21 protein-coding genes and 1 tRNA gene are annotated in these 25,248 nt (G+C 72.0%); 7 read left to right on the top strand and 15 right to left on the bottom strand.

The window, feature by feature from the left end:
* Positions 1-2: 2 nt before the first annotated feature.
* The 7 genes from OG823_RS22175 to OG823_RS22145 form a co-directional block, all read right to left on the bottom strand.
* Entirely contained in the window at positions 3-923 is a 921-nt protein-coding gene (locus tag OG823_RS22175) for an AAA family ATPase (protein ID WP_371481358.1), read from the bottom strand.
* A gap of 3 nt (positions 924-926) precedes the next feature.
* Positions 927-2,054 (bottom strand): RNA ligase, encoded by a 1,128-nt coding sequence (locus OG823_RS22170; RefSeq protein WP_371481357.1) that lies wholly within the window; start codon positions 2,052-2,054, stop codon positions 927-929.
* 213 nt (positions 2,055-2,267) lie between these two features.
* Complete coding sequence (locus tag OG823_RS22165; RefSeq protein ID WP_371481356.1) at positions 2,268-3,311, bottom strand: adenosine deaminase; 1,044 nt, start codon at positions 3,309-3,311, stop codon at positions 2,268-2,270.
* A 59-nt stretch (positions 3,312-3,370) separates the two neighbouring features.
* Positions 3,371-4,666: a DUF445 domain-containing protein gene (locus OG823_RS22160; RefSeq protein ID WP_371481355.1), complete on the bottom strand. Its 1,296-nt coding sequence runs from the start codon at positions 4,664-4,666 to the stop codon at positions 3,371-3,373.
* A gap of 91 nt (positions 4,667-4,757) precedes the next feature.
* Complete coding sequence (locus OG823_RS22155) at positions 4,758-5,717, bottom strand: ATP-binding cassette domain-containing protein (protein ID WP_371481354.1); 960 nt, start codon at positions 5,715-5,717, stop codon at positions 4,758-4,760.
* A 28-nt stretch (positions 5,718-5,745) separates the two neighbouring features.
* Entirely contained in the window at positions 5,746-6,573 is an 828-nt protein-coding gene (locus OG823_RS22150) for an ABC transporter permease (RefSeq protein ID WP_371481353.1), read from the bottom strand.
* On the bottom strand, positions 6,566-7,366 hold the full coding sequence (locus tag OG823_RS22145) for an ABC transporter permease (RefSeq protein ID WP_371484605.1): 801 nt from the start codon (positions 7,364-7,366) through the stop codon (positions 6,566-6,568). Before OG823_RS22145 ends, OG823_RS22150 begins: the two co-directional genes overlap by 8 nt.
* Before the next feature lie 353 nt (positions 7,367-7,719).
* Between OG823_RS22145 and OG823_RS22140 the strand changes: the two genes are divergently transcribed.
* Positions 7,720-10,038: a transglycosylase domain-containing protein gene (locus tag OG823_RS22140; RefSeq protein ID WP_371481352.1), complete on the top strand. Its 2,319-nt coding sequence runs from the start codon at positions 7,720-7,722 to the stop codon at positions 10,036-10,038.
* Between the two features lie 118 nt (positions 10,039-10,156).
* Here OG823_RS22140 and OG823_RS22135 read toward each other — a convergent pair whose 3' ends face one another.
* From OG823_RS22135 to OG823_RS22125, 3 genes are all read right to left on the bottom strand, one after another.
* Complete coding sequence (locus OG823_RS22135; protein ID WP_371481351.1) at positions 10,157-11,341, bottom strand: winged helix DNA-binding domain-containing protein; 1,185 nt, start codon at positions 11,339-11,341, stop codon at positions 10,157-10,159.
* A gap of 286 nt (positions 11,342-11,627) precedes the next feature.
* Complete coding sequence (locus OG823_RS22130; RefSeq protein WP_371484604.1) at positions 11,628-11,930, bottom strand: co-chaperone GroES; 303 nt, start codon at positions 11,928-11,930, stop codon at positions 11,628-11,630.
* Positions 11,931-12,107: 177 nt separating this feature from the next.
* Positions 12,108-12,452: a DUF3618 domain-containing protein gene (locus tag OG823_RS22125; protein ID WP_371481349.1), complete on the bottom strand. Its 345-nt coding sequence runs from the start codon at positions 12,450-12,452 to the stop codon at positions 12,108-12,110.
* A 139-nt stretch (positions 12,453-12,591) separates the two neighbouring features.
* Between OG823_RS22125 and bcp the strand changes: the two genes are divergently transcribed.
* Complete coding sequence (gene bcp, locus OG823_RS22120) at positions 12,592-13,068, top strand: thioredoxin-dependent thiol peroxidase (RefSeq protein WP_371481347.1); 477 nt, start codon at positions 12,592-12,594, stop codon at positions 13,066-13,068.
* 197 nt (positions 13,069-13,265) lie between these two features.
* Here bcp and OG823_RS22115 read toward each other — a convergent pair whose 3' ends face one another.
* Complete coding sequence (locus OG823_RS22115; RefSeq protein WP_371484603.1) at positions 13,266-15,749, bottom strand: chitinase C-terminal domain-containing protein; 2,484 nt, start codon at positions 15,747-15,749, stop codon at positions 13,266-13,268.
* A gap of 487 nt (positions 15,750-16,236) precedes the next feature.
* Between OG823_RS22115 and OG823_RS22110 the strand changes: the two genes are divergently transcribed.
* Positions 16,237-16,311, top strand: a tRNA-Leu gene (locus OG823_RS22110).
* A gap of 69 nt (positions 16,312-16,380) precedes the next feature.
* On the opposite strand, the gene rdgB is transcribed toward OG823_RS22110, so the two are convergent.
* From rdgB to OG823_RS22090, 4 genes are all read right to left on the bottom strand, one after another.
* On the bottom strand, positions 16,381-16,989 hold the full coding sequence (rdgB, locus tag OG823_RS22105; RefSeq protein ID WP_371481346.1) for an RdgB/HAM1 family non-canonical purine NTP pyrophosphatase: 609 nt from the start codon (positions 16,987-16,989) through the stop codon (positions 16,381-16,383).
* Between the two features lie 28 nt (positions 16,990-17,017).
* Positions 17,018-17,407 carry a hypothetical protein gene (locus OG823_RS22100; RefSeq protein ID WP_371481344.1) on the bottom strand — a complete coding sequence of 130 codons (390 nt, stop codon included), beginning with the start codon at positions 17,405-17,407 and terminating at the stop codon, positions 17,018-17,020.
* 241 nt (positions 17,408-17,648) lie between these two features.
* Positions 17,649-18,374 (bottom strand): ribonuclease PH, encoded by a 726-nt coding sequence (gene rph, locus OG823_RS22095; RefSeq protein ID WP_371481343.1) that lies wholly within the window; start codon positions 18,372-18,374, stop codon positions 17,649-17,651.
* A gap of 137 nt (positions 18,375-18,511) precedes the next feature.
* Positions 18,512-18,745 (bottom strand): glucose PTS transporter subunit EIIB, encoded by a 234-nt coding sequence (locus OG823_RS22090; protein ID WP_057237617.1) that lies wholly within the window; start codon positions 18,743-18,745, stop codon positions 18,512-18,514.
* Positions 18,746-19,107: 362 nt separating this feature from the next.
* On the opposite strand from OG823_RS22090, the gene OG823_RS22085 reads away from it, so the two are divergent.
* The 4 genes from OG823_RS22085 (at position 19,108) to OG823_RS22070 (ending at position 25,244) form a co-directional block, all read left to right on the top strand.
* The gene (locus OG823_RS22085) at positions 19,108-20,400 is read left to right on the top strand and encodes a PTS transporter subunit EIIC (protein WP_371481342.1); all 1,293 of its coding nucleotides are present in this window, start codon (positions 19,108-19,110) and stop codon (positions 20,398-20,400) included.
* 881 nt (positions 20,401-21,281) lie between these two features.
* Positions 21,282-22,547, top strand: coding sequence for a PTS transporter subunit EIIC (locus OG823_RS22080; protein ID WP_371481340.1), 1,266 nt, complete (start codon positions 21,282-21,284; stop codon positions 22,545-22,547).
* Between the two features lie 409 nt (positions 22,548-22,956).
* The gene (locus OG823_RS22075) at positions 22,957-23,961 is read left to right on the top strand and encodes an LLM class flavin-dependent oxidoreductase (protein ID WP_371481339.1); all 1,005 of its coding nucleotides are present in this window, start codon (positions 22,957-22,959) and stop codon (positions 23,959-23,961) included.
* Positions 23,958-25,244 carry an LLM class flavin-dependent oxidoreductase gene (locus OG823_RS22070; RefSeq protein WP_371481337.1) on the top strand — a complete coding sequence of 429 codons (1,287 nt, stop codon included), beginning with the start codon at positions 23,958-23,960 and terminating at the stop codon, positions 25,242-25,244. The genes OG823_RS22075 and OG823_RS22070 overlap by 4 nt, the downstream gene beginning before the upstream one ends.
* The last annotated feature ends 4 nt before the right edge of the window (positions 25,245-25,248 follow it).

The raw sequence follows: 25,248 nt of genomic DNA, 5'->3' as shown, positions 1-25,248 counted from the left end.
TGCTAGAAGTCCCCGTAGTTGACCTGGAACGTCGGCAGGCCGAGCCGGCGCCAGAGCGCGACCACCCGGTCGCGGTCGTCCAGGCTGACCCGGACGGCGAAGCGGTGGCGCACGTGCGCGTCGAAGAGGTCCAGCTTCACCGCGTCGTCCCGGCGGGTGTCCCCGGCCGGACGCATCCACAGCTCGTCCCAGGCCACGCCGTGCGCCGCCAGCCACTTCTCGGTCTGCGGCCGGAACTCCTCGCTGCGCCCGGAGAGCACCACGACCCGGTGGCCGGCCTCGCCGTACATCCGCACCGCGTCGGCCACCGCGACGTTGAGGGCGTCCTCGCCGCAGCGGGTGAAGTCGTACGGGCCCCGGGAGACGTTCAGCGCGAGGGTCCCGTCGATGTCCACCATCACGGCGGACGGCAGCCCCTCGACGGGCCGGTAGGGCTCGACCGCGAGCGTCTGCGACATCCACTCGGCGGTGAGCCGCCAGCCGCTCCTGCGGGCCGAGCGGTGCTTCATGTCCAGACGGCGGATCACCTCCTCGCCGACCGGGTTCGCCCGGGCCGCGTCGCGGGCCAGGCACTCCTCCACGGTGACGTCGGTGAAGTCGTGGACCACGAAGGTGATGTCCTCGGCCTGGGCGAGGACGGACCTCAGCCGCCCGGCCATGCTCGCGGTCAGGTGGGTGTTGTCGACGACCACGTCGAAGCCGTCCCCGACGGCGGCCAGGATCGCGGCCTCCTGAACGGCCATCGCGGTCTTCTCGTGGCGGTGGGTCCAGGTGCCCCGGCCGCCGCCGTGGCCGTCGAGCATCGCGCGGATGTCGTCCATGTTGACCCGGCGCACGGTGCCGCCGGAGTCGGCCAGCAGCTGCAGGGCCCGGGTGGTCTTCCCGGACGCGGGCAGGCCGGTGGTGAGGTGCACGGTGGGCACGGGTCAGCCTTCCTCGTCGGTCTTGAACGGCGCGTCGCCACGGGGCCTGACGGACCTCCAGGCCATGTCGAGGACGTCCCGCCCGTCGTACAGGCGGAACATCGCCCCCGGGCGCGAGGCCCTCCCGGCCTCGGCCGCGAACGCCTTGCGGTCCAGGCCGGCCGGGATCCGGGCGAACTCCGCCTCGACCCCGGCGACGAACCCGGCGACCTGCTCGCGCTGCCTGGTTGCGATCTGCTCGACCCAGTCCCGGAACTCGTCCGGCACCCGGTCGAACAGCGTGCCCGGCTCGCGGCCGGCCGCCAGCGCCTCCCACACCGTCCGCTCGTTGGTGCCGGTGTACAGGCGGTGCAGCCCGAGGTACGCGCTCAGCTTCAGCTTCGCGCGGACGCCGGAGGCGAAGCGGATGACGTAGCCCTCCTCCTGCGTCCCGCCGACCGGTGCGCCGTCCATCGAGGTGTCCGCCGCGGCACGCTCCTCCAGCTCCGGGACGTCCGAGCCGAAGCCCCAGGAACGCACCACCGAACCGATCGGCGCCCAGTGCGCGGCGGCCTGCGACAGCTCCACCTCGGTGCCGTCGGCCGGGCGGTACGCGCCGAGCAGCACCAGGTCCTGGCGGGCCCCGTAGTCGACGACGATCCGGTTGCCCGGATAGATCGCCTCGGCCAGGTAGGTCACGCCCTCGTCGAGCCCGCCGGTGTCGGCGCGGTCGAGCACCCGCTGCGCCCACCGGGCCTGCTCGGAGATGAAGGACCCCTTCGACGCGGCGTGCCACCGGCCGGCGTGGTGGAACACGATCGCCAGCGATCCGTCCGCCTTCTCGAAGACCTCGAACGGCTCGCCGGGCAGTGTCGGCGCGAAGTCGTGCCGGCCGTGCATGGCCGTGACGAAGATCTTCGGGAAGGGCAGGGCGACGATCTCGCCACTCGCGTCGTCGGCGATCAGTCCGCGGCACCGCATCGTGACGGGCGTCCAGATGTGCCCGTACTGACAGACCGGTGTGTAGGTGTAGATCGAGATCGGCAGCGACGGGTGCGCCTTGCGTGTGACGTGCCCGGCCTCGATGGCTGCGGTCAGGTCGGCGGCGGCGAACAGGTCGTCAAGGGTCAGACGGGTCGGCGTGAGTGTCACGGGGGCCTGCTTTCGTGGTCTGCCCGTGATTGTGCCCTGAACAGCGGTACGACCGTTCGTCAATATGGTCGGCTCGGCGCTCGGGGTGGCCGCCGGACCGCCCGGCCCCGCGGCGGGGGGCCGGGCGGGGGCGGACCGGCGGGGGGCGGCGTGGGGGCGGACCGATGCGGGGCGGACCGGACCCGGTCCGCCCCCGCCGGGTCGGCCCACGGGTCAGCCGCGGTCCCAGGCGGCCAGGTAGGTGTCGATCTCGCCGGTCAGCCGCTTCTTGCCGGCCTGGTCGAGGAAGGACGCCTCGACGGAGTTCTTCGCCAGCGCGGCGACACCCGCCTCGTCGAGCCCGAGCAGCCGGGCGGCGACGCCGTACTCGGTGTTCAGGTCGGTGCCGAACATCGGCGGGTCGTCGCTGTTGACCGTGACCAGCAGTCCGGCGTCGACCATCTGCCGGATCGGGTGCTCCTCCATCCGCTCCACCGCGCGGGTGGCGATGTTGGAGGTCGGGCAGACCTCCAGCGGGATGCGGTGCTCGCCGAGCCAGTCCACCAGCGCCGCGTCCTTGACGGCCTGGGTGCCGTGGCCGATCCGCTCGGCGCCGAGCACCCGCAGGGCGTCCCAGACCGTCTCCGGTCCGGTGGTCTCACCGGCGTGCGGGACGCTGTGCAGGCCGACCGCCCTCGCGCGGTCGAAGTACGGCTTGAACTGCGGGCGCGGGACGCCGATCTCGGGGCCGCCGAGGCCGAAGCTGACCAGGCCCTCGGGGGCGAGGTCGACCGCGAGCCGCGCGGTCTCCTCGGCCGCGGCCAGACCCGCCTCACCGGGGATGTCGAAGCACCAGCGGAGCACCACGCCGAGATCCTTCTCGGCGGACTTCCGGGCGTCCTCGATGGCCTCCATGAAGGCCACGTCGGGGATCCCCCGGGAGACCGAGGAGTACGGCGTGACGGTCAGCTCGGCGTAGCGGATCCGCTGGCGGGCCATGTCCTCGGCGACGCCGTAGGTCAGCGCACGGACGTCCTCGGCGTCGCGGATCAGGTCCACCACGCTGAGGTACACCTCGATGAAGTGCCCGAAGTCGGTGAAGGTGAAGTACTCGGCGAGGGCGGCCGGGTCGGTGGGCACCTTCGACCCGGTGTGGCGGGCGGCCAGTTCGGCGACCACCCGGGGCGAGGCCGACCCCACGTGGTGGACGTGCAGTTCCGCCTTGGGCATGCCCGCGATGAACGCCTCGATGCCGCTCTTCCCGTCCGGCTGGACCACGGTGGGGCTCTCTTTCTACGCGCGTCTCATGAGTTGCTGCAAGGCTACGCCGGACGGGCTCAGCCGCCGAGCGCCACCGCCACGGTGTGGATGAGCAGCCCGGCGAGGGCACCGACCACGGTGCCGTTGATCCGGATGAACTGGAGATCCCGCCCCACGTTCGCCTCGATCTTGCGCGAGGCGTCGTCGGCGTCCCAGCCCGCCACCGTCTCGGAGATCAGCGAGGTGATCTCGTCCCGGTAGGTGTCGACGAGGTACTGGGCGGCGTCCTGCAGCCAGGTGTCCACCTTGGCCCGGAGCTTGGCGTCACTCGCCATCCGGGTGCCGAAGTCGCGCACGCCCCGGGTGATGCGCAGGCGCAGCTCGCTGTCCTCCTCCTCGGCCGCGGTCATCACCAGGGAGCGCACGGCGGCCCAGGTGGAGGCGATCAGATCCCGCACCTCGTCGCGGGCGAGCAGCTCGGCCTTGGCCCGCTCGACCCGGGCGATCGTCTCCGGGTCGTGCTGGAGTTCGGCCGCGAAGTCGGCGAGGAACTTGTCCACCGCGCCGCGCGCCGGGTGGCGACGGTCGTCCCGGATGTCGGTGACGAAGCGCATCAGCTCCTTGTAGACCCGCTCGCCGACCTGGTGGTCGATGAACCTGGGCGTCCAGCCGGGGGTCTTCTCGGTGACCCGGTGGACGACGTCCTCGTGGTTCTCGGCGAGCCAGTCGTGCGCCCGGACGGTGACCAGGTCCACCACGCCGTGGTGGCCGCCGTCGGCGACCACCGTGCCCAGCATCCGGCCCATCGGCTCGGCCACCGAGGTCGCCGAGGCCCGCCGGGTGACGGCCTCGGCGACCACCGCCTGGACGTCCTCGTCCCGGAGCACCGCGAGCACCCCGCGCAGCGCGGCCGAGGCCTCCCGGGTGACCCGCTCGGCGCTGCCGGGCGCGGCCAGCCACTCGCCGACCCGCCGGGCGATGCCCAGCGAGGCCAGCCGGTCGCGCACCACCCGGCCGGAGAGGAAGTTCTCCCCGACGAAGTCGCCGAGCGACTTGCCGAAGGCGTCCTTCTTGGTCGGGATGATCGCCGTGTGCGGGATCGGCAGGCCGAACGGGCGGCGGAACAGCGCGGTGACGGCGAACCAGTCGGCCAGCGCGCCGACCATCCCCGCCTCGGCCGCCGCCGCCAGGTAGGCCGCCCAGGCACCCGCGCCCGAGGCTTTCGCCCAGGTCGCCAGGGCGAAGACCACGCTGGCCAGGGCCAGCAGCCCGGTCGCGATGGTCTTCATCCGCCGGACGCCGCGTCTCTTCTCCTCGTCGGCCGCGGTGAAGCTCACTCCGCGGCCCGTCGTACTGAAGGCTTCGTCGCTCACCCCGCCAGTCTGCCCGTGCCCGGCGCGCGGGATGCTCCACACCCCCACCCCGCGCGCCGCGCGCCCCGCCGGACCGGCCGGGCCGGGCCGCTCAGCCGATCGCCACCTTCGCGTACATCCGGGCGATCACGTCCTCGATGGCGGGTTCGCGCACCGAGAGGTCGACCAGCGGGTAGCGTCCGGCCACCGCGGCAACGATCGGCGCGGCGCTCTGCTGGGCGGGGAAGGCCAGCCACTGCCGGGGGCCGTCCACCTTCACCACCCGCGCGCCGGGGACCTCGATCGGCGGGTGGGCCACCGCGAGGTCCACCACCAGGGTGCGTTCGCTGCGGCCGACCGCGTGCAGCCCGTCCAGGCCGCCGTCGTGCACCACCCGCCCGTGGTCGATCACCATCACCCGGTCGCAGAGCTGCTCGATGTCGACCAGGTCGTGGGTGGTGAGCAGCACGGTGGTGCCGTTCTCCCGGTTGACCAGGCGCAGGAACTCCCGGACCCGGCCCTTGCTCACCACGTCCAGGCCGATGGTCGGCTCGTCCAGGTAGAGCACCTGGGGGTCGTGCAGCAGCGCGGCGGCGAGATCCCCGCGCATCCGCTGGCCGAGCGAGAGCTGGCGCACGGGTGTGTCCAGCAGGGCTCCCAGATCGAGCAGTTCGACGCAGCGGGCGAGGTTGGCGCGGTAGCGGGCCTCGGGGACGCGGTAGATCCGGCGGGCCAGCTCGTAGGAGTCGCGCAGCGGCAGGTCCCACCAGAGGGTGGTGCGCTGGCCGAAGACGACGCCGATCCGCCGGGCCAGCGCGGTGCGCTCGCGGGCCGGGTCGACGCCGGCCACCCGCAGCCGGCCGGAGGTGGGCACCAGGATGCCGGTGAGCATCTTGATGGTGGTGGACTTGCCGGCGCCGTTGGGGCCGATGTAGCCGACGCACTCGCCGGCCCCGATGGTGAAACTGAGCCCGTCCACCGCGCGGACCTCGCGCTTCTCGCGCCGGAAGCGGCCGATCCTGGCCCGGACGGTGAAGCTGCGGTGGACGTCGTCGAGTTCGATCAGTGCCATGTCTCTGCCCTTTCGATGGGTGGTCCGGTCAGCTGCCGGTGCTGCGGTAGGCCCGCAGGCCGGCCCGCCAGGCGAGGCCGGCCACGCCGACGCAGATCACGGCGACCAGCGGCGAGGCGAACCGGAACGCGACGGGCAGCCCGAGCGGGTCGGGGCGGCCGAGGATGTGCAGGGCCGGCAGCCAGTTGACGAACGCCAGCGGCACGCCGAAGACGGCGCCGGCCACCAGCTCCTTGGCGAAGATCGTCGGCGGGTAGTGCAGCAGGGTCGCGCCGCCGTAGGTGAACGAGTTCTGCAGTTCCTTCGCCTCGCCCCACCAGAACTGCAGGGTGGCGCCGCCGACGTAGATCGCCGAGAAGATCACCGACCCGCACACCAGCAGGACGGGGACGAGCAGCAGACGGTCCCAACTCCACCGCACGTCCAGCGCGGTGAGCGACCAGACCAGGATCGCGCCGGCCTGCAGCGGGCGGCCGACGCGGCGCAGGGAGAACCGCTCGGCGCAGAGCTGGGCGAGCGCCGGGGCGGGCCGGATCAGCATGGTGTCCAGGGTGCCGGTGCGGATCCGGTCGCCGAGCGAGTCGCTGCTGCCGACCAGCAGGTTGGCCACCCCCAGGGCGAAGCCCGACGTGCCGTACAGGAAGCCGATCTCGGGCAGCGTCCAGCCGCCGAGGCGGTCGGTGTGCCGGAACATCAGCAGCACCACCACGAAGTCGAGCGAGGTGACCAGGATGCTCGCGCCGAGCATCAGCGCGAACGACGCCCGGTAGGACATCACGGCCCTGGTCCACATCCCGGCGATCAGCCACCAGGAGCGGACCGACCAACGGGCCCGTCCGAGTACGGAGTCAGCCACCCTGGACCACCACCCGGCGGGTGGCCAGCAGCTGGACGAACCGGCCGGCCAGGAGCAGCACCACGGCCCAGGCGGCCTGGAAGCCGAAAGCGGACAGCAGGGCGGTGCCGGTGCGCCGCTGGAGGAACACGTCGGTGGGCACCTGGATCAGCGAGGCCCAGGGCAGCACCTGGGCGATCCCGCCGAGCCGGCCGGGGAACAGCGCGATCGGCAGCAGCATCCCGGAGAAGAACATCGACACCACCAGCATCACCGAGCGCACCCCCTCGGAGTCGTGCAGCCAGAACCCGGTCAGCGAGACCAGGTAGCGCAGACCGAAGCTCACCAGCAGCGCGAGCAGCACCGAGAACAGGAACTCGGCCCAGACGAGCGGGTCGTGCGGCAGCCGCAGGTCGAAGACGAGCGCGCCGGCGATCATCGGCACGGCGCCCCGGGCGAGCAGGTGGAAGGCGGCCCGGCCCAGGTCGGTGGCCAGCCACCAGGTCTGGAAGTCCACCGGACGGTAGAGGTCGACGGCGATGTCGCCGGTGCGGAACCGCTCCTGGACGTCGTCCTGGAAGCCGCCGCCCCAGACCGCCACGGTGACCAGCAGCGCCTGGCTGACCCAGATGTAGGTGACCGCCGCGGCGGCGTCGTAGCCGCCGAGGCCCGGCCTGGCCCGCCAGAGCGCCAGGAAGGTGTACGCCAGGATGAAGCCGAAGACGGTGTTGGTGAACGCGCCGGCGAAGGTGGCGGCGCGGTAGGTGGAGAAGCGGCGGAACGCGCCCCGGGCGATCGCGAGATGGAGGCCCACGGCGCCGCCCGAGGGAGGCCCGAGCTGCGGTGATACCGGCATATTGTCTCCTTGTCGACATGACTGGGGGCAGTCGGCGGCCCTCGGACGACGGCCCGCCCGGCGCATCCGGCGACGGACCCGGGCACGCCGGACCGGCTCCGACCGGCCTGACCCCGGGGGTACCGGGCGGCGGGCGAAGCTCGCGTCCACTGACTGCTCTATGCGGTTGTCACCTTTCACCGTAGCGCCACCGATCATCGGGCGCAGCCGAATTACCGGCCCCGACCCGATCGCGTGAAGCACCCGACCCGCCCCGCCGCGACAAGCCGCAGAACCACCTGATCAAGGATCAAAGCGCACATAATCACCCCATGAGCCAGGACCCCGCGGACCCCCAGCCCGACGCCGTACCGCACCGCCCGCAGGGCGCGCCGGAGGCCGAGGACCGCGCCCACGGCAATCGGCGCGACCGGCGCCGCGCCGCCCGCGCCGGCCGCCGCCGCGCCCGCCTGGCCCTCCCCCGCCGACGACGCGCCATCCCCACCTGGCGGATGCTCGCCGGCGCCGTCACCGCCCTGCTGCTGCTCGGCATCGCCGCCTTCGTCACGCTCTACCTGACCGTGCCCGTGCCCGACGCCAACGCGCACGCCGTCGCCCAGACCAACATCTACTACTACGCCGACGGCACCGAACTCGCCCGCACCGGAGCCGTCAACCGCTCCGACGTCACCCTCGACCAGATCCCGCCCGAGACCCAGCACGCCGTCGTCTCCGCCGAGGACCGCACCTTCTACCGCAACAAGGGCGTCGACCTCAAGGGCATGGCCCGCGCCGGCTGGAACACCCTCACCGGCAAGGGCACCCAGGGCGGATCCACCATCACCCAGCAGTACGTCAAGAACTACTACCTGACGCAGGACCAGACCGTCTCCCGCAAGGTCAAGGAACTCTTCATCTCGCTCAAGGTCGACCAGCAGCAGAGCAAGGACCAGATCCTCACCGGCTACCTGAACACCAGCTACTTCGGCCGCAACGCCTACGGCATCCAGAGCGCCGCCGACGCCTACTTCGGCACCGACGTCTCCGAACTCACCACCGCCCAGAGCGCCTACCTCGCCGCCCTGCTCCAGGCCCCCAGCGCCTACGACGTCAAGAACGCCACCCCCGCCAACCGCGCCAAGGCCGTCGCCCGCTGGAACTACGTCCTCGACGGCATGGTCGCCCTCGGCTTCCTCGACCCCGCCACCCGCGCCGCCACCGTCTTCCCCGAACCCGTCGACCCCAAGCCCGCCACCGGCCTCAAAGGCCAGAGCGGCTACCTCGTCGACATCGCCGACACCTACCTCGCCGACACCGCCACCATCGACGCCGCCACCCTCAAGGCCGGCGGCTGGCGCATCACCACCACCTTCGAGAAGGCCAAACAGGACGCCTTCGCCGCCGCCGTCCAGCAGGAGCTCACCGACGCGCTCGACCCCCGGGCCCGCCCCGGCACCGACAGCGACGTCCGGGTGGCCGGCGCCTCCGTCGAACCCGCCACCGGCCGCATCGTCGCCGTCTACGGCGGCCCCGACTACGCGAAGCAGCCCTACAACGACGCCCTGCGCCAGGACAACCAGATCGGCTCCACCTTCAAACCCCTCGAACTCGCCGCCGGCCTCCAGAACAGCGCCACCACCCAGGACGGCCGCCCCCTCACCACCGAGACCGTCTACGACGGCACCAGCGGCCGCGACGTCGTCGGCGGCCCCACCCCCTACGCACCGCCCAACGAGGACGACATCGACTACGGCCCGACCACCCTGCGCACCGCCATGGTGAAATCCGTCAACTCCGTGTACGCGCAGGAGGGCGTGGACGCCGACCTGCAAGAGGTCAGGGACACCGCCGTACGCCTCGGCATCCCCGCCGACGTCCCCGGCATGGACCCCGAGAACACCTCCATGACACTCGGCACCGTCACACCCAGCGCCATCGACCTGGCCGGCGTCTACGCCGCCCTCGCCAACCACGGACAGGTCCAGACCCCCTGGTCCGTCCTGAAGCTGGAGCACACCGGCCACTTCGACGTGCCCCGACTGCCCGACCACGAAGCCTCCGCCGCCCTCGACCGGGGCACCGCCGACGCCGTCACCGGCGTCCTGCGCGACGTCGTCAGCGCCCGCGGCACCGGCGCCGCCGCCCTCGACCTCGGCCGCCCGGCCGCCGGGAAGACCGGCACCACCGACGCCAACCTCTCCGCCTGGTTCGCCGGCTTCACCCCCGAACTCGCCACCACCGTCAGCCTCTTCCGGGAGAACCCGAAGACCCACGCCAAGGAGTCCCTGGCCGGCACCGCCGGCCTCAGCCGGATCAACGGCGGCGCCTTCCCCACCGAGATCTGGACCGCCTACATGACCGACGCCCTCGACGGCACCAGAACCCAGCGCTTCGACCTCCAGCCCACCCGCGGCAACACCCAGCCCACCCAGGCCCACTCCCCCGGCACCGCGCCCGCCGCCACCCCGACGACGCAGCCCGCCCGCAGCGGAACCCCGACCCCCACCCCGACCCCGCCGCCGGCCCCCAGCCCCACCCCCACGACGCAGCCCACCCGCACCGCCACCCCCGCACCCACTCCCAGCGCCCCGGCGCCCGCCACCAGCCCCGCCCCGGCCGCCGCCCCGCCCTCACCCCGCCCCAAGCCCTGACGACCCCCGCCCGGCCGGCGCGCCCGACGGTCCGGCCCGCTCCCCGACGGTCTGCCCCGCGTCCCGACACCCCCGGCCCGCTCGTGCGGGGCCCGGCCCGCGCTCGGACGCCGCCGCGCTACGCCACCAGCTCCCGCTCCAACGGCGTCCGAAAGCGCGGCGTCACCCGCACCTCCCCCAGCCACCCCGACAGCCGCGCGGCCTCCGCCCGCACCGCCGCCACCGCCTCCGAACCCACGTCCGACAGCAACCGCCACACCACCTCGCCGTCCGCACGCTGCGCCCAGCCACCCACCACCCGGCCGTCCCACCAGAGCGTCGGCCCGGCGTTGCCCGCGCGGTCGAACAGCGCCGGCACGTCCTGCGGCCGGAGGTACCAGTCGCGCCCCCGCCAGCCCATCACCGTCGGATCGAGGGCCGGAAGCAGCGCCGCCCACGGACCGCCGCCCCGCACCACGCCCACGTCACCCGGCAGCACCACCCCGGTGACACCGCCCTCCAGCGCCACCTCCCGCGCGCCCACGTCGGCCAGCGCCACCCGGGTGTCCCCGAGCGTCCAGCCCGTCCACCACTTCAGGTCCTCCACCGGCGCCGGGCCGTACGAGCCCAACCAGCGCCGCGCCACCTCGGCCTTCGCCTCTCGCACCGGCAGCTCCGGCCACTGCGGCACCGGCGCCCAGGGATAGCTGCTGCTCAGCCAGGAACCCCGCGGCCGGCAGCGCCGCACGTGCCCGTCCGAGGCCAGCAGCCGCAGCAGGCGGCTGCCGACGCTCTGCCGGGCCTCGTACGGCTTGCCCGCCGCCATCAGCATCGTCTCGCGCAGAGCCGGCACATCGGCCGACAACTCGGCCGTCGTGGCCTCCCCACGGGCCTCCAGCGCCTCCAGCACCGCCCGCTCGGTCCGCGCGAGCCGCTCCTCGTCCCAGCCCTGCGCGAACTCCCGCAGGTGCTTCAGCAGCGTCGCCCGCTCCTTGACGGCGATCGCCCGCGCGGTGGAGGAGCTCACGTACGGCGCGAACCCGTCCGTCACGGCGAAGATCGTCCGGCGCATCGACAGCAGCTTCACCAGTGTCACGTCCTCGTACAGCGCCCGCTCCACCTCGGCCGCCGAGGGCTCCGCGAGCCGGGCGCACGCCGAGAGGTACACCGTCGCCGCGTCCGTGGCGTGCAGCCCGACCAGGGCGTCCGCGACCTCCTCGACCGCCTCCGCGCGCCGCGCCGGCAGCAGCAGATGCCGCCGTGCCAGCCGGGCCCGCCGCTGCTCGTCACTGATCCTGGGAAGGGTGCCGCTCGTACCGGTCATCCCGGGACACTAACCCAGCCGCCCGGCCGGACGGCGGCGGCGCGGACCCCGGGCGGCGGCGCGCGGCGGGGCGACGCCCTCGTCCCCCGGCACGCGCCCCGAGCGGGGCTCGCCGACGGATCGACGGGCAACTCCGGTGGCGGACCGCGAACTCGACCTACGGAACGGCCGGAACAGGGACGGCCCCTCCGGTCCCGGAAGGGCGGGGATCGGCGGGGATCGGCGGGGATCGGAGAGGGTGGCGGGCCGGGGCGCCGGGGGCGGTACCGGGCCAAGGCGGTACCGGTCAGAGATAGAGACCGGTCGAGCCCTCGGCGTTCTCGAAACGCGTCGCCGCCACCGCGTGCAGATCCCGCTCGCGCAGCAGGACGTACGTCGCGCCGCGCACCTCGACCTCCAGCTTGTCCTCCGGGTCGTACAGCACCCGGTCCCCCGGCTCCACGGAGCGGACGCTCTGCCCGACCGCCACCGCCTCCGCCCAGGTGCAGCGCTTGCTCAGCTCGGCGGTCGCCGGGATCAGGATGCCGCCGGTCGAACGCCGCTCGCCCTCACTGCCCTCGGTCTTCACCAGCACCCGGTCGTGCAGCATCTTGATCGGCAGCTTCTCGCCCAGCCGGTCGTGGCGAGGTGCGTCGTCCTGCGGGGTCCGCGCGTCGTTGGTACTCACGCCCCGACCGTACCCGTCCCCGGCCGCCCGCGTGACGGTGGCCCGGCATGCGGGAGGCCGGGTCCGCACATCCGGCGCACCCGGCCGCCCCCGCCGGGATCAGCCCCGGCGACGCTTGCGCACCGACGCCAGCAGCAGCACCACACCGACGCCCACCAGCGCGGCCGGTACGATCCGCTCCTTGCGCGGCGAGCCCTTCTCGTCCACGAACTGCGCCTTGACCTGCTCGACCGCGCCACTGGCCGCCACGTACGCCCGGCCGGCCTTCTGCTCCACCGAGGCCAGCGCCTTGGCCTTGGCCTGCGCCACCACCGTCGTCGGGTGCACGCGCATCGCCAGCTCGTCCAGGGTCGAGGCCAACTGCGTACGGGTACGCGCGATGTCCGCCTCGATCTGGGCGGTCGACCGCACCGCCGCGTTGTCCTTCGTGCTCGCCTCGCCCACCAGGGCCACCCCAATCGCTGTCGTCCGCCGCTACCTCCCCAGTCTGTCAGCTGACCCGCCGCCACGCGCGGCCCCACCCACCAACAGAGGTAGGTTTGCCGTGGTACGACCACCCGTCCAGCACGAGGAGAGATCCACCGTGAGCGAGCGCCTCCAGGCCGGAGACACCGCGCCAGCCTTCACCCTGCCCGACGCCGACGGCAAGCAGGTGTCCCTCGCCGAGCACCTCGGCCGCAAGGTGATCGTGTACTTCTACCCCGCGGCGCTGACGCCCGGCTGCACCACCCAGGCCTGCGACTTCACCGACAACCTGGAGGTCTTCCGCGGCGCCGGCTACGACGTCGTCGGCATCTCCCCGGACAAGCCGGAGAAGCTCGGCAAGTTCCGCGAGACCGAGGATCTCAAGGTCACCCTGCTCGCCGACCCGGAGAAGACCGTCCTGGAGGCCTACGGCGCCTTCGGCGAGAAGAAGCTCTACGGCAAGACGGTCGTCGGCGTGATCCGCTCCACCGTGATCGTCGACGAGCAGGGCAAGGTCGAGCACGCCCTGTACAACGTCAAGGCCACCGGGCACGTCGCCAAGCTGCTGCGCGACCTGAAGATCGCCTCGGCCTGAGCCCTCCGCCCGGCGCGCCGCGCGACGCGCGCCGGGCACGGGCCCAGGCACCGCGCGGACACCACGCCGGCCCGGCACCACGCGGGCCCGGCACGACGCGGGCCCGGCACGACGCAGCGGTGGCGGCACACCCCCCGACCGGGTGCACCGCCACCGCCGTCTCTCACCTCGGAGAGCCGCTGTCATCCGTCAACGGATCAGCAGGCCCCGAGGTCGCTCCAGACACCCCACGCACCGGTGGTCGCGGGGTCCTCGCCCTTGGTCCACCACTTGTTGCTGTAGTAGTGGCCCTTCCACGACACCTTGGTCGTGGCGGCGTAGGTGGCCGCGGCGTCCCAGCTCGGCGCCGTGCAGCTGCCGGCGGTGGCCGTCGCCGTCGGCGAGGCGGTCGCGGTGGCGGTCGCCGTGGGCGAGGCCGTCGCGGTCGCGGTGGCGGTCGCCGTGGCGGTCGGCGAGGCCGTCGCGGTGGGCGAGGCCGTCGCGGTCGCCGAGGCGGAGGACGACGGGCTCGGCGAGGCGGCGCCGCCGAGCGCGCCGCGGGTCAGGTCGCCGGTGAGGCCGTACAGGGTGCCGCCGACGTTGACCGTCCAGTTCGCCGGGGTCGAGACCGGCAGGTAGTAGACGAAGTCGAGGTCGACCGAGGCGCCCGGGGCCAGCGACTGCCAGCCCGGCAGCTTGACCGAGACGCGGTTGTAGGTGCCCTTGAGGCCGCCCACGTTGCCCTTGCCCGGGTTGTCCTGCTTGATCACCGTCAGACCGAAGCCCGACTGGTCCTTCGCGTTGCCCGGGGCCGAGTTGCTGTAGTCGAACTGGAACTCGGTGCCGCCCGGCAGGGTCACCGTCGAGTTGTTGACGATGTGGATCTTCGGGTTGATCGGGTAGTTCGAGTCACCCAGCGCGAAGTTGGTGAACGACACGTCGATGGGCAGGGTCTGCTGCGGCAGCGCGACGGTGGAGCGCACCGCGCCGTACGGCGAGGCCGCCTTGAACTTGTCGTACATCAGCGAGGTCAGCGTCGAGCCCTGGACGTACTCGCCCTTGCCGCCGTTGGCCGTCGCGTCCCACTTGTAGTCGCCCGCCAGCTCCCAGATCATCGTGCCGCCGGCACCCTGGTTGACGATGTAGTCCGCCTTGGCACCGACCGACTGCTCGTCCTCGGTGGAGAGGAAGACCTTCTTGCTGTCGTTCCACAGCCACGGCGCCACCAGGGTGGAGCTGTAGTTGCGGGTGTAGGTGCCCTGCAGCGAGGTGTCGGTGAGGCCGTACTTGGAGAGGTAGTCCGGGACGACGCCCTTCTCCAGGTTCATCGCGTGCCACATCGGGTTGGAGCCCGCCGGGGATTCCTTGCCCGCCGTGTCCAGGTCGTGCCACAGGTTGTCGATGCCCACCGCGCCGTCGCCGCAGGTGGTCAGACCCGCGCCCGCCGGGCAGGTGTTGGTCGACGAGGTGCCCCAGAGGCCGTTGGTGCCACCGGTGACGTTCTTGAAGCCGCGGGTGTAGTACGGCAGGCCGACGTTGATCCGGCCGGCCGGCATCGCGCCGCGGAAGTAGTGGTAGGCCCAGTCCGCGTTCAGGTAGCCGAGGCCGCCGTACTGGTCCGTGCCGTACACGTTGGCGGCCGCCAGTTCGGCGTCCTTGCCGTCGTCGAACAGCGAGGCGTTGGGACCGACGTACTTGTTCCAGGCACCGTGCAGGTCGTACGACATGATGTTGACGTAGTCCAGGTACTGGGTGACCGGGAACGTCTCCATGCCGCGCAGCAGGTAGCCGGAGGACGGCGCCGCCACCGACAGCAGGTAGTGCTTGCCGTCCGCCGCGCCCGCGCGGTCCAGGTTCTCGCGCAGCGTCTTCATCAGCGCCGCGTAGCCCTTGACCAGCGACCCGCGCTTGGCGTTCGAGATGGTGGTGTCCAGCGGGTTGCCCGCGTCCTTCATCGACGTCGGGTACTCGTAGTCGACGTCGACGCCGTTGAAGCCGTACTTCTTGATGAAGTCGACGGCGGAGGCGGCGAAGGTGTTGATGCCCGCCTGGTTGACGCTGCCGTCCGCGTTGGTGGTCATCGAGTAGAAGCCACCCGAGTCCACGCGGTTGCCGTCGTCACCGAAGTAGCCGCCCGTCTCCGCCCAACCACCCACCGAGATGAGGGTCTTGACGTTCGGGTACTGCTTCTTGTACTTCGTCAGCAGGTTGAAGTGGCCCTTGTACGGCAGCGAGGGGTCCATCTCGGCGCCGGCCACACCCGGGAAGGTCATCCCGGTGGCCTCGTTGTTCGGACCGTCCGTGCCGACCGACAGCTTGTTGCTGCCGTCGACGTGCGCGAACGCGTAGTTGAGGTGGGTGACCTTGTCCCAGGGGATGTTGTTCACCAGGTAGGCGGGCGTGCCGTCCTTGCCGGTGCGCCAGCCGGTGAAGTAGCCGATGATGCGGCGCTGGTGGTCCGCGCCCATCTTCTCGCGGCCGGCCTGGTCGTAGACGTTGCAGTACGGGTCGTCCACACCCGGCGTGGTGTACATGCCGTCGGGACGACACGACTGGTTGTCGACGGCGGCCGACGCCGAGGGCGCGGCCCCCAGCGTGGCGACCAGCAGACCGGCCAGCCCGGTGGCGGCGAGGGTGGCGAGGCCGGCCCTCGCTCCGGGGCTCCTGCGTCGGCGAGCAGCGGTGGGACGCTCCTCGGCCATGATTCGGTTCAACACTCGGTCCTCCAGGAGAGAGTGTCGGCGCGCGCTTGTGGGGAGCACGCACGTGGGGGATACAAGATTGGCGCTGAAGCTATGTGGTCTGGACCACTCAGGTCAATAGGTCCGTACCAATTGGCAAAGAAGTCACCAACCCCGGCGCCGCCCGGGCCCACCCGCCACCGATTCCCCCGCCCGGCCGCGACCCGGACGCCCCATCAGTCGTTCGTACAGAGGGGGACGGGCACTCGGCACGAGCCCGGAGGGATGTACACGACCGTCAGACACACGCGCGAGTCGCCCACCGAGCCGGCGGCGCGCTCCGGCAGCCTCGCCGAGGTGATGCGCCACCTCGGAGTGACCTACTGCGGCCGCAACGGAGAGCGCCCCGGCCCGGGGAACCGCTCCCCGGACGACCCCGGAGCTCTTCGACCGCATTCCGGAAATACGGCCCACCGGCGCGCGGCAGCCGGTAAGCTGGGACCGTCGTGCGCCTGTACTCCAGCTGGCTAGAGAGCTGCGGTTTAGGTCCGCAGGGTCGTGGGTTCGAGTCCCACCGGGCGTACTGGTGTAGCAGCCCCGGAGCCTTTCATTCCAAGGCTCCGGGGCTGTTCTCATTTTCGCTGGTCGTGCGTCAGCCCAGCAGCTCCCGAACGACCGGCGCGAGCGCCCGGAAGGCCTGGCCGCGGTGGCTGACGGCGTTCTTCTCGTCCGCCGTCAGCTCGGCGCAGGTGCGGGTCTCGCCCAGCGGCTGGAGCAGCGGGTCGTAGCCGAAGCCGCCGTCGCCGGCCGGGGCGGTCCGCAGGGTCCCGAGGAGGCGGCCCTCGACCACGCGCTCGGTGCCGTCGGGCAGTGCCAGGGCGGCGGCGCAGGCGAAGTGGGCGGCGCGGTGCTCGGGGGCGATGTCGGAGAGCTGGGCGAGCAGCAGGTCGAGGTTGGCGCGGTCGTCGCCGTGCTTGCCTGCCCAGCGGGCCGAGAAGATGCCGGGGGCGCCGTTCAGGACGTCCACGCAGAGGCCGGAGTCGTCGGCGACGGCGGGCAGCCCGGTGGCCTTCGCGAGGGCGTGGGCCTTCAGCAGTGCGTTCTCGGCGAAGGTGACGCCGGTCTCGGCGACGTCGGGGATCTCGGGATAGGCGTCGGCTCCGACGAGCTCCACCTCCAGACCGGCGGCTCCGAGGATGGCGCGCAGCTCGGTGACCTTGTGCTGGTTGCGGGTGGCGAGGACGAGTCGGCGGGTGCTCATGGCCTCCACCCTAGCCAACCGGCCGGGGTCAGCCGGTGCAGACCTGGGTGAGGTTTCCGGCGGCGTCGCTGAGCGGCCCGAGGTCCGGAATGCGCTGGGCGTCGACGGCCTGCTGGACGGCGCCGACCTGGGTGTTGAGGTCGTTGATGGCCTTGACGACGTCGGTGTTCTTGGAGTTCTTGCCGAGGTCGTCGAGGTCGTTCTTCAGCTTCTGGAGGGCCTGGCCGGCGGCGGCCGAGTCGTTGCTCGCGTTGTTGTAGGCGCTGGTGACGGCGGAGATGTCACCGGTGATCTTGACGGCTGTGTTGCCGCAGTCGAGCGCCTTCTGGGCGGCGGAGCAGCTGACTGCGCTGAGCGGGAGGATGCAGATGAGCGCTGCCACGGCGAGGGTGGCGGGACGGGCGATGCTCTGGGGCATCCGATCCTCCTGGGTGCGCGGGTTCCGCAGGGCAGGACGCTCGGGGTCGGGCCGGCGGTTCCCGTACGGGTGTTGCGGGGAACCGTACGGGCTCCGGGCCCGGCGTGTACAGAAGTCGGGGGCCCGGAGTCCGTGTTGTGTGAAGCGGCGGTGGGGCGTGGTGTTGCGCGCGGGGCGCAGTGGGGCGTCCGGGGCGCAGTGTGGCGGGTGGAGCGCGGTGGAGTGCGTGGGGCGCGGAGGGTCAGCCCTCCAGGACCTTGCGCTGGATCTCGTCGAGTTCGGCGCAGCCGAGGGTTCCGAGGTCGAGGAGCTGGTCGAGGAGGGAGCGGTCGAAGGGGGCGGCCTCGGCGGTGCCCTGGACCTCGACGAAGCGGCCGTCGGAGGTGCAGACGATGTTCATGTCGGTCTCGGCGCGGACGTCCTCCTCGTACTTGAGGTCGAGCATCGGGACGCCGTCGATGATGCCGACGCTGACGGCGCTGACGCCGCTGGTGATGGGCTGGCCCTTGGCGCGGAGGATCTTCTTGTCGCGGGCCCAGGAGACGGCGTCGACGAGGGCGACGTAGGCGCCGGTGATGGCGGCGGTGCGGGTGCCGCCGTCGGCCTGGAGGACGTCGCAGTCGAGGACGATGGTGTTCTCGGCGAGGGCGCGGTGGTCGATGACGGCACGCAGGGAGCGGCCGATCAGTCGGCTGATCTCGTGGGTGCGGCCGCCGATCTTGCCGCGGACGGATTCGCGGTCGCCGCGGGTGTTGGTGGCGCGGGGGAGCATGGAGTACTCGGCGGTGACCCAGCCTTCGCCGCTGCCCTTGCGCCAGCGGGGGACTCCTTCGGTGACGCTGGCGGTGCACAGCACCTTGGTGTCGCCGTAGGAGACGAGGACGGAGCCTTCGGCGTGCTTGCTCCAGCCTCGTTCGATGGTGATGGGGCGGAGCTGGTCGGGGGTGCGGCCGTCGATGCGTGACATAGCGTCCGAGCGTAGTCGGTCGTGCCGGTGGCGTCGGTCGGGGCCGGGTGGGGCGCGGCGGGTGGCGCCGGTGTGCGGACGGCCCGCGCGGCAGCGGGGGCTGCTGGGCGGGCCGTGTGCCGACCGGGTGGGTCAGGTCACATCATGTCTTCGATGTCGGCCGCGATGGGGTCGGCGTCGGTGCCGATGACGACCTGGATGGCGGTGCCCATCTTGACGACGCCGTGGGCGCCGGCGGCCTTGAGGGCGGCTTCGTTGACGAGGGAGGCGTCCTTGACCTCGGTGCGCAGGCGGGTGATGCAGCCCTCGACCTCTTCGATGTTCTCGATGCCGCCGAGACCGGCGACGATCTTCTCAGCCTTGCTGGCCATGTCTTTCTCCCTCTGTCTCGGCGTGTCGGCTGCTTTGCCGGGTGCCGTGCTGCCCTGAGCGTGGTGGTCGGTACTGACGCGGGCTCATGTGCTGTGGTGCGCCTGCTGCGCGACCAGCATCACCCGAGTTCGACCGGTTTGCCAGGTTAGTCCACGTTTGGCGCATTTCCCCGCGCACATTCTGGATCTTCGTCCGAGGATGTCGATCAGCAGGACCTTCGGTCCCTCCTGTGCGCGCCCGCCCCTGCCCCCAAGTGGTCTACACCAATATATGTGTACTCCGGTCAACGCGGGTAACGCCCCAGGTGTTCCGAGGACCTGCCGCGACCAGCGACATCGGGGACTGCTCTCGGAGGGCGATGATGAGTTCAGCAGGCGCTGCTGCGTCACAGACGAAATGGTGGCACGGCTTCTACGGCGGTCTCCAGAAGATGGGCCGAAGTCTTCAGCTGCCGGTGGCGGTCCTGCCCGCCGCGGGCATCCTGAACCGGCTCGGCCAGCCCGACGTCTTCGGGGCCGACGGCCTGGGGTGGGACAACGTCGCCAAGGTCTTCGACGCGGCCGGCGGCGCCCTGCTCGACTCCGGGCTCGGCCTGCCGCTGCTGTTCTGCATCGGCGTCGCGATCGGCATGGCCAAGAAGGCCGACGGCTCCACCGCGCTCGCCGCGGTGGTCGGCTTCCTGGTCTACTACAAGATCCTCCAGGCCTTTCCGGAGGGCTGTCCGGCGCCGACCAAGCTGATCGGCAACCGCTGCGTGGCCCCGCAGTCCCTCGTGGCCCAGGCGGCCGTCTACCAGAACCCCGGCGTGCTCGGCGGCATCCTGATCGGCCTGCTGTCCGCCTGGCTCTGGGTCCGCTTCCACCGCACCAAGTTCAAGTACGCCTGGCTGGGCTTCTTCAACGGCCGCCGCCTGGTGCCGATGATCACCGCACTGATGGGCATGGCTCTGGCCTGCCTCGCCGTCTGGATCTGGCCGCCGATCGGGCGCGCCATGACCGACTTCAGCCAGTGGCTGGTCGACCTCGGCTCCGGCGGCTCCGGGATCTTCGGCGTCGCCAACCGCGCCCTGCTGCTGATCGGCATGCACCAGTTGCTGAACACCTTCGTCTGGTTCCAGTTCGGTGACTTCACCAAGGCGAACGGCGACGTGGTGCACGGCGACATCCCCCGTTTCCTCGCGGGCGACCCGACGGCCGGGCAGTTCACCTCGGGGTTCTTCCCGATCATGATGTTCGCCTTGCCCGCCGCCGGTCTCGCCATCGCGCACTGCGCCAAGCCGCACCGCCGCAAGGAGATCTACGGCCTGATGCTCTCGGTCGGCCTGACCTCCTTCGTCACCGGCGTCACCGAGCCGCTCGAGTACTCCTTCGCCTACATCGCCCCCGCCCTGTTCGCGGTGCACGCCCTGCTGACCGGCGCGTCGATGGCGATCACCTGGGGTCTCGGGGTGCACGACGGCTTCAGCTTCTCGGCCGGCCTGATCGACTACGCCATCAACTGGTCGCTGGCCACGAAACCCTGGCTGATCATCCCGATCGGGCTCTGTTTCGCGGTCGTCTACTACACGCTGTTCCGGTTCATCATCATCAAGTTCAACCTCAAGACCCCCGGTCGCGAGGACGACGACGAGGTCGAGGACGTGACCAAGGCGTAGCGCGGCCGGCGCCACTCGGAGGTCCCCCCGGACGAGCCGGTCCGGGGGGACCTCCGCGCATCCGGGACGGATCGGAGGGACGGACGCCCACCGCCCACCGCCCACCGCCCACCGAATTTCGCGGAGCGATGGCCCGGGCCCCCGCGAACCGGTTTCCGGACGACTTCCCGAACGACCGGCCGTGAGATTTTCCCCGAGAATTTCCCGGAGGATCTCTCGGACGAATTTCCCGGACGGATATCCCGGACGGATCTCCCGGCGATCCGCCCGGCCATTTCCCGCGGGACTCCCGTTCGGACACGATCCGCCCGGCCGAACCCCGCGAGCCGCCCGGAATGTCCCGGCCGGGGGCCGGCCGGCCCGGACTCCTTCCGGCCGGTCGCCCAGCGCGCCCCGGCGGCCGGGCCGACCGCGGCCGGGGCCAGCGTCCGCCCGTCGCGGCGGGAGGCGTACGATCATGATCGGCCGTACCGATCCGGCCGTACCCCTACGGGCGGCCGAAGGCGCCCGTCCGGTCCGCGAGCGGCCGGTCCGGGGACCGGTTCGGGGACGGCCGCCGGGTGCGGGCCAGGGCGGCGATCGGGGGTGTCGGCAAGGACGGACCGTTCGTCCACCGTCGCCCCGCCCCACGGGGCCGGGCAGGGCGGCCGGCAGTTTGTTGCGCAAATCGCCGAACGCGCAATCACGGCGGGTAATCATGATCCGCAATCCTCAAGAAGGTTTCGATTTCATAGCACTTCCCACCTGCGCGGCTTTCAGGGCTTCCGCGCCTTCTCGGCGCGTGCTAGAAAACTGGTCTACACCACGTGTGGTGTAGACCAGTTCGCGGCGGTCCCGCCCCTGCACGACCCCGACCGCCCCTGCCGTTAGGAACCTCCCCCATGACCACGTCTGTGCAGGCACCGGTGCCCGGAGCGGCTCCGGCCCCTACTCCGGGCAAGAAGTTCGGCTCCGGTGTCCTTCCCGGGCTGCAGAAGGTCGGGCGCAGTCTCCAGTTGCCGATCGCCGTGCTCCCGGCGGCCGGCATCCTGAAGCGGCTCGGCCAGCCGGACATCCAGGACAGCTGGCACTTCCCCGCGAAGCTCGTCCAGGTCTTCGGCACGGCGGGCGGGGCGATCCTGGACAACCTGCCGCTGCTGTTCTGCGTCGGCATCGCCATCGGCTTCGCCAAGAAGTCGGACGGCTCGACCGCGCTGGCCGCGCTCGTCGGGTACCTGGTGTTCCACCAGGTACTGACCGCCTTCCCGGCGCACGGCACGGTCACCGCCGCGCTCCCGGCGGGCAAGCCGCAGGATCCGGGTGTGCTCGGCGGTGTGGTGGTCGGCCTGCTCGCGGCCGTGCTGTGGCAGCGCTACCACCGCACCAAGCTCGTGGACTGGCTCGGCTTCTTCAACGGCCGCCGGCTCGTACCGATCATCATGGCCTTCGTCGGAACGGCGCTCGGCATCCTGTTCGGTCTCTGCTGGGGCCCGATCGGCGAGGTCATCTCCAGCGGCAACGACAAGCTGGTCGGGGCGGGCGCGATCGGGGCGGGCATCTTCGGTCTGGTCAACCGTGCGCTGATCCCGGTGGGCATGCACCAGTTCGTCAACACCTACACCTGGTTCCAGACCGGCACCTACACCGACGCCGCCGGCAAGGTGGCCACCGGTGACGTCAACCGCTTCCTCGCCGGTGACCCGACCGCCGGGCAGTTCCAGTCGGGGTTCTTCCCGATCATGATGTTCGCGCTGCCCGCCGCCGCCCTCGCGATCGCCCACGCGGCCCGTCCGGAGCGCCGCAAGGCCGTCCTCGGCATGATGACCTCGCTCGCGCTGACCAGCATCGTCACCGGGGTCACCGAGCCGATCGAGTTCAGCTTCCTGTTCATCGCGCCGGTGCTGTACGTGATCCACGCCGTCCTGACGGCGCTGTCCATGGTGGTGACCTGGGGTCTCGGGGTGCACGACGGCTTCAGCTTCTCGGCCGGCCTGATCGACTACGTCATCAACTGGCACCTGGCCACCAAACCACTGCTGATCATCCCGATCGGCCTGGTCTTCGCGGCGCTGTACTACTTCATCTTCCGGTTCGCGATCGCCCGCTTCGACCTCAAGACGCCCGGTCGCGAGGACGACGACGAGATCGAGGACGTGACCAAGGCCTGACCGCCGCTCCCCCGTTCGCGCCCCGCCCCGCCACCCGCTGCCCGAGCGGCGGGGCGGGGCGTTCCCGTGCCCGGCGGGGCGGGGCGTTCCCGTGCCCGGCGGCGCCCGGGCCGGGCGTCCGGGGCGACCGCGGGCGCGGCCGGGAGGCGGGCCCGGCGTCCGTTTCCCGGAAGGTGGTTGACGGATCGCCGAGAGCGCTGGTCAACTGAGGTGGTGAACGCTCCGCGCATTCTGGTCACCCGCAGCCACATCGACTTCGGTCGCGTGTGGTCCGCGGCGTGTCGCGCCTGACGCCTTCCCCTTCGCGGCTGCCCGGCTGACGCCCCGCCCGGCCTGCCCGCCCCAGCAACTCGTGTCGCCCGCCAGGGCCCCTCTCTCGCATTCCCGCACGAGGAAACCAAGGCCGCCCATGCCCCGCCAGCTGCACTTCTCCGCTGCCCTCGACAGCCCCGGACACGTGTCCGCCCCCCACTACGCCGCGCTCGCCCGCACCGCCGAGCAGGGCGGCCTGGACTTCGTCACCCTCGACGACTCCTTCGCCGCCGGGCCGCACCGGCCGGACGCCCTCGCGACCTTCGCCCGGATCGCCCCGGAGACCACCAGGATCGGCCTGGTACCGACCGTCACGACCACCCACACGGAGCCCTTCCACACCTCGATCTCGGTCAACACGCTGGACTGGGTGAGCGAGGGCCGGGCCGGCTGGCTCGTCGGGGTGTCCGGCACCGAGGCCGAGGCCCGGGCCTTCGGGCGGCGCGACGCGGCGCCCGAGAGCGACCTGTGGTCGGAGGCCTCGGACGCCGTCGAGGTCGCGGCCCGGCTCTGGGACAGCTGGGAGGACGACGCCGAGATCCGCGACGTCGCCACCGGCCGCTTCGTCGACCGCGACAAGCTGCACTACGTCGACTTCGAGGGCACCCACTTCTCGGTGCGCGGCCCGTCCATCACCCCCCGTCCGCCGCAGGGCCGCCCGGTCGTGGTGGTCGCGCTGACCGCCGCCGACCTGCCCGAGAGGACCGGCCTCGCCGTCCGGCACGCCGACGTCGTCCTGCTGGACGAGCCCGATCCCGCGGCCGCCCGGTCGGCGGTCGGCCGGCTGCGCCTGGAGGCCGGTGAGCAGCTGCGGGTGCTGGTGCGCGTCGAGGTGGCGCTCCCCGACGGGGTGGCCGCGGCCGCGCTGACCGAGCGGATCGCCGGGGCCGCCGGGGTGGACGGTTTCCACCTGGTGCCCGCGGACCCGGTGCGCGACCTGGCCGCGTTCGTCCGGGACGTCGCGCCCGCGCTGCGTGAGCGCGGGATCCTGCGGGCCGGGTACCCCGGCCGGACCCTGCGCGACCACCTCGGGCTGGCCCGCCCGCTCAGCCGCTACTCCACCGCCGCCCGTACCGCGATCGCTGCCGAGGTGTCCCGATGACCGGTCGTCCGCTCAAGCAGATCCACCTGGCCGCGCACTTCCCCGGGGTCAACAACACCACGGTGTGGACCGATCCGCGCTCGGGGAGCCAGATCGACTTCTCGTCGTTCCGGCATCTCGCCGAGACAGCGGAGCGCGGGAAGTTCGACTTCTTCTTCCTGGCCGAGGGCCTGCGACTGCGGGAGGTGAACGGGCGCATCCACGACCTGGACGTGGTGGGGCGGCCGGAGTCGATCACCCTGCTGAACGCGCTGGCCGCCGTCACCGACCGGCTCGGCCTGGCGGCGACGGTGAACGCGACCTTCAACGAGCCGTACGAACTGGCGCGGCGCTTCTCCTCGCTCGACCACCTGTCGGGCGGCCGGGCGGCCTGGAACGTGGTGACCTCCTCGGACGCGTTCACCGGCGAGAACTTCCGCCGCGGCGGGTATCTGGACCGGGCCGACCGGTACACCCGGGCGGCCGAGTTCGTGCAGACCGCGCGGGAGTTCTGGGACGCCGTCGACGCGCCGGCCCGGCACCGCGGCCCGCACTTCGACGTCGAGGGAAGGCTGTCGCTGCCGCGTTCGCCGCAGGGCCACCCGGTGGTGATCCAGGCCGGGGACTCCGACGGGGGGCGGGAGTTCGCCGCCTCGGCGGCCGACATCATCTTCAGCCGGCACAGCACCCTGGAGGCCGGCAAGGCGTTCCACGCCGATGTGAAGCGACGGTTGGCTGCGTACGGGCGCAAGCCGGACGAGCTGAAGATCATGCCGGGGGTGACGTACGTGCTGGCGGACACCGACGCGGACGCGCAGGAGCTGGCCGCCGAGATCCGCCGGGCCCAGGTCGGCCCCGGCACCACGATCAACTACCTGGAGCAGGTCTGGGGCTTCGACCTCTCCGACCACGATCCGGACGGTCCGCTGCCGGCGGCCGATCCGGTCGTGGACAGCTCGCTGGTGCAGGGCCGGACCAGGCTCGGCGACCCGGTGGCGCTGGCTGCCGAGTGGCGGGCGATCGCGGCCGCGAAGAAGCTGACGTCCCGGGAGCTGGTGATCGAGCTGACCGGCCGCCAGTCGTTCATCGGGTCGGCGGCGACGGTGGCCGGGCAGATCGACGAGTTCGTCCAGAACGACGCGGCGGACGGCTTCATCCTGGTGCCGCACCTGACACCGGGCGGGCTGGACGGCTTCGTGGACGGCGTGGTGCCGCTGTTGCAGGAGCGCGGGGTGTTCCGCCAGGACTACACGGGGACGACGCTGCGCTCGCACCTGGGACTGCCGACCCCCGGGGAGCGCTGACCGG

Origin of the sequence: Kitasatospora sp. NBC_00315 (assembly GCF_041435095.1) — a bacterium.
Lineage (GTDB): Bacteria > Actinomycetota > Actinomycetes > Streptomycetales > Streptomycetaceae > Kitasatospora.
The sequence above is the reverse complement of the archived record's forward strand: the minus strand, read 5'-3'. Positions and strand labels throughout refer to the sequence as shown.

Excerpts from the sequence above, each read along its gene's own strand:
- OG823_RS22140 (WP_371481352.1), top strand. The coding sequence starts at position 7,720 with ATGAGCCAGGACCCCGCGGACCCCCAGCCCGACGCCGTACCGCACCGC.
- OG823_RS22070 (WP_371481337.1), top strand. The coding sequence starts at position 23,958 with ATGACCGGTCGTCCGCTCAAGCAGATCCACCTGGCCGCGCACTTCCCC.
- rdgB (WP_371481346.1), bottom strand. The coding sequence starts at position 16,989 with ATGAGCACCCGCCGACTCGTCCTCGCCACCCGCAACCAGCACAAGGTC.
- OG823_RS22085 (WP_371481342.1), top strand. The coding sequence starts at position 19,108 with ATGAGTTCAGCAGGCGCTGCTGCGTCACAGACGAAATGGTGGCACGGC.
- OG823_RS22130 (WP_371484604.1), bottom strand. The coding sequence starts at position 11,930 with ATGCTGCACGACCGGGTGCTGGTGAAGACCGAGGGCAGTGAGGGCGAG.
- OG823_RS22100 (WP_371481344.1), bottom strand. The coding sequence starts at position 17,407 with ATGCCCCAGAGCATCGCCCGTCCCGCCACCCTCGCCGTGGCAGCGCTC.
- OG823_RS22115 (WP_371484603.1), bottom strand. The coding sequence starts at position 15,749 with ATGGCCGAGGAGCGTCCCACCGCTGCTCGCCGACGCAGGAGCCCCGGA.
- OG823_RS22080 (WP_371481340.1), top strand. The coding sequence starts at position 21,282 with ATGACCACGTCTGTGCAGGCACCGGTGCCCGGAGCGGCTCCGGCCCCT.
- OG823_RS22090 (WP_057237617.1), bottom strand. The coding sequence starts at position 18,745 with ATGGCCAGCAAGGCTGAGAAGATCGTCGCCGGTCTCGGCGGCATCGAG.
- OG823_RS22155 (WP_371481354.1), bottom strand. The coding sequence starts at position 5,717 with ATGGCACTGATCGAACTCGACGACGTCCACCGCAGCTTCACCGTCCGG.
- rph (WP_371481343.1), bottom strand. The coding sequence starts at position 18,374 with ATGTCACGCATCGACGGCCGCACCCCCGACCAGCTCCGCCCCATCACC.
- OG823_RS22075 (WP_371481339.1), top strand. The coding sequence starts at position 22,957 with ATGCCCCGCCAGCTGCACTTCTCCGCTGCCCTCGACAGCCCCGGACAC.
- OG823_RS22135 (WP_371481351.1), bottom strand. The coding sequence starts at position 11,341 with ATGACCGGTACGAGCGGCACCCTTCCCAGGATCAGTGACGAGCAGCGG.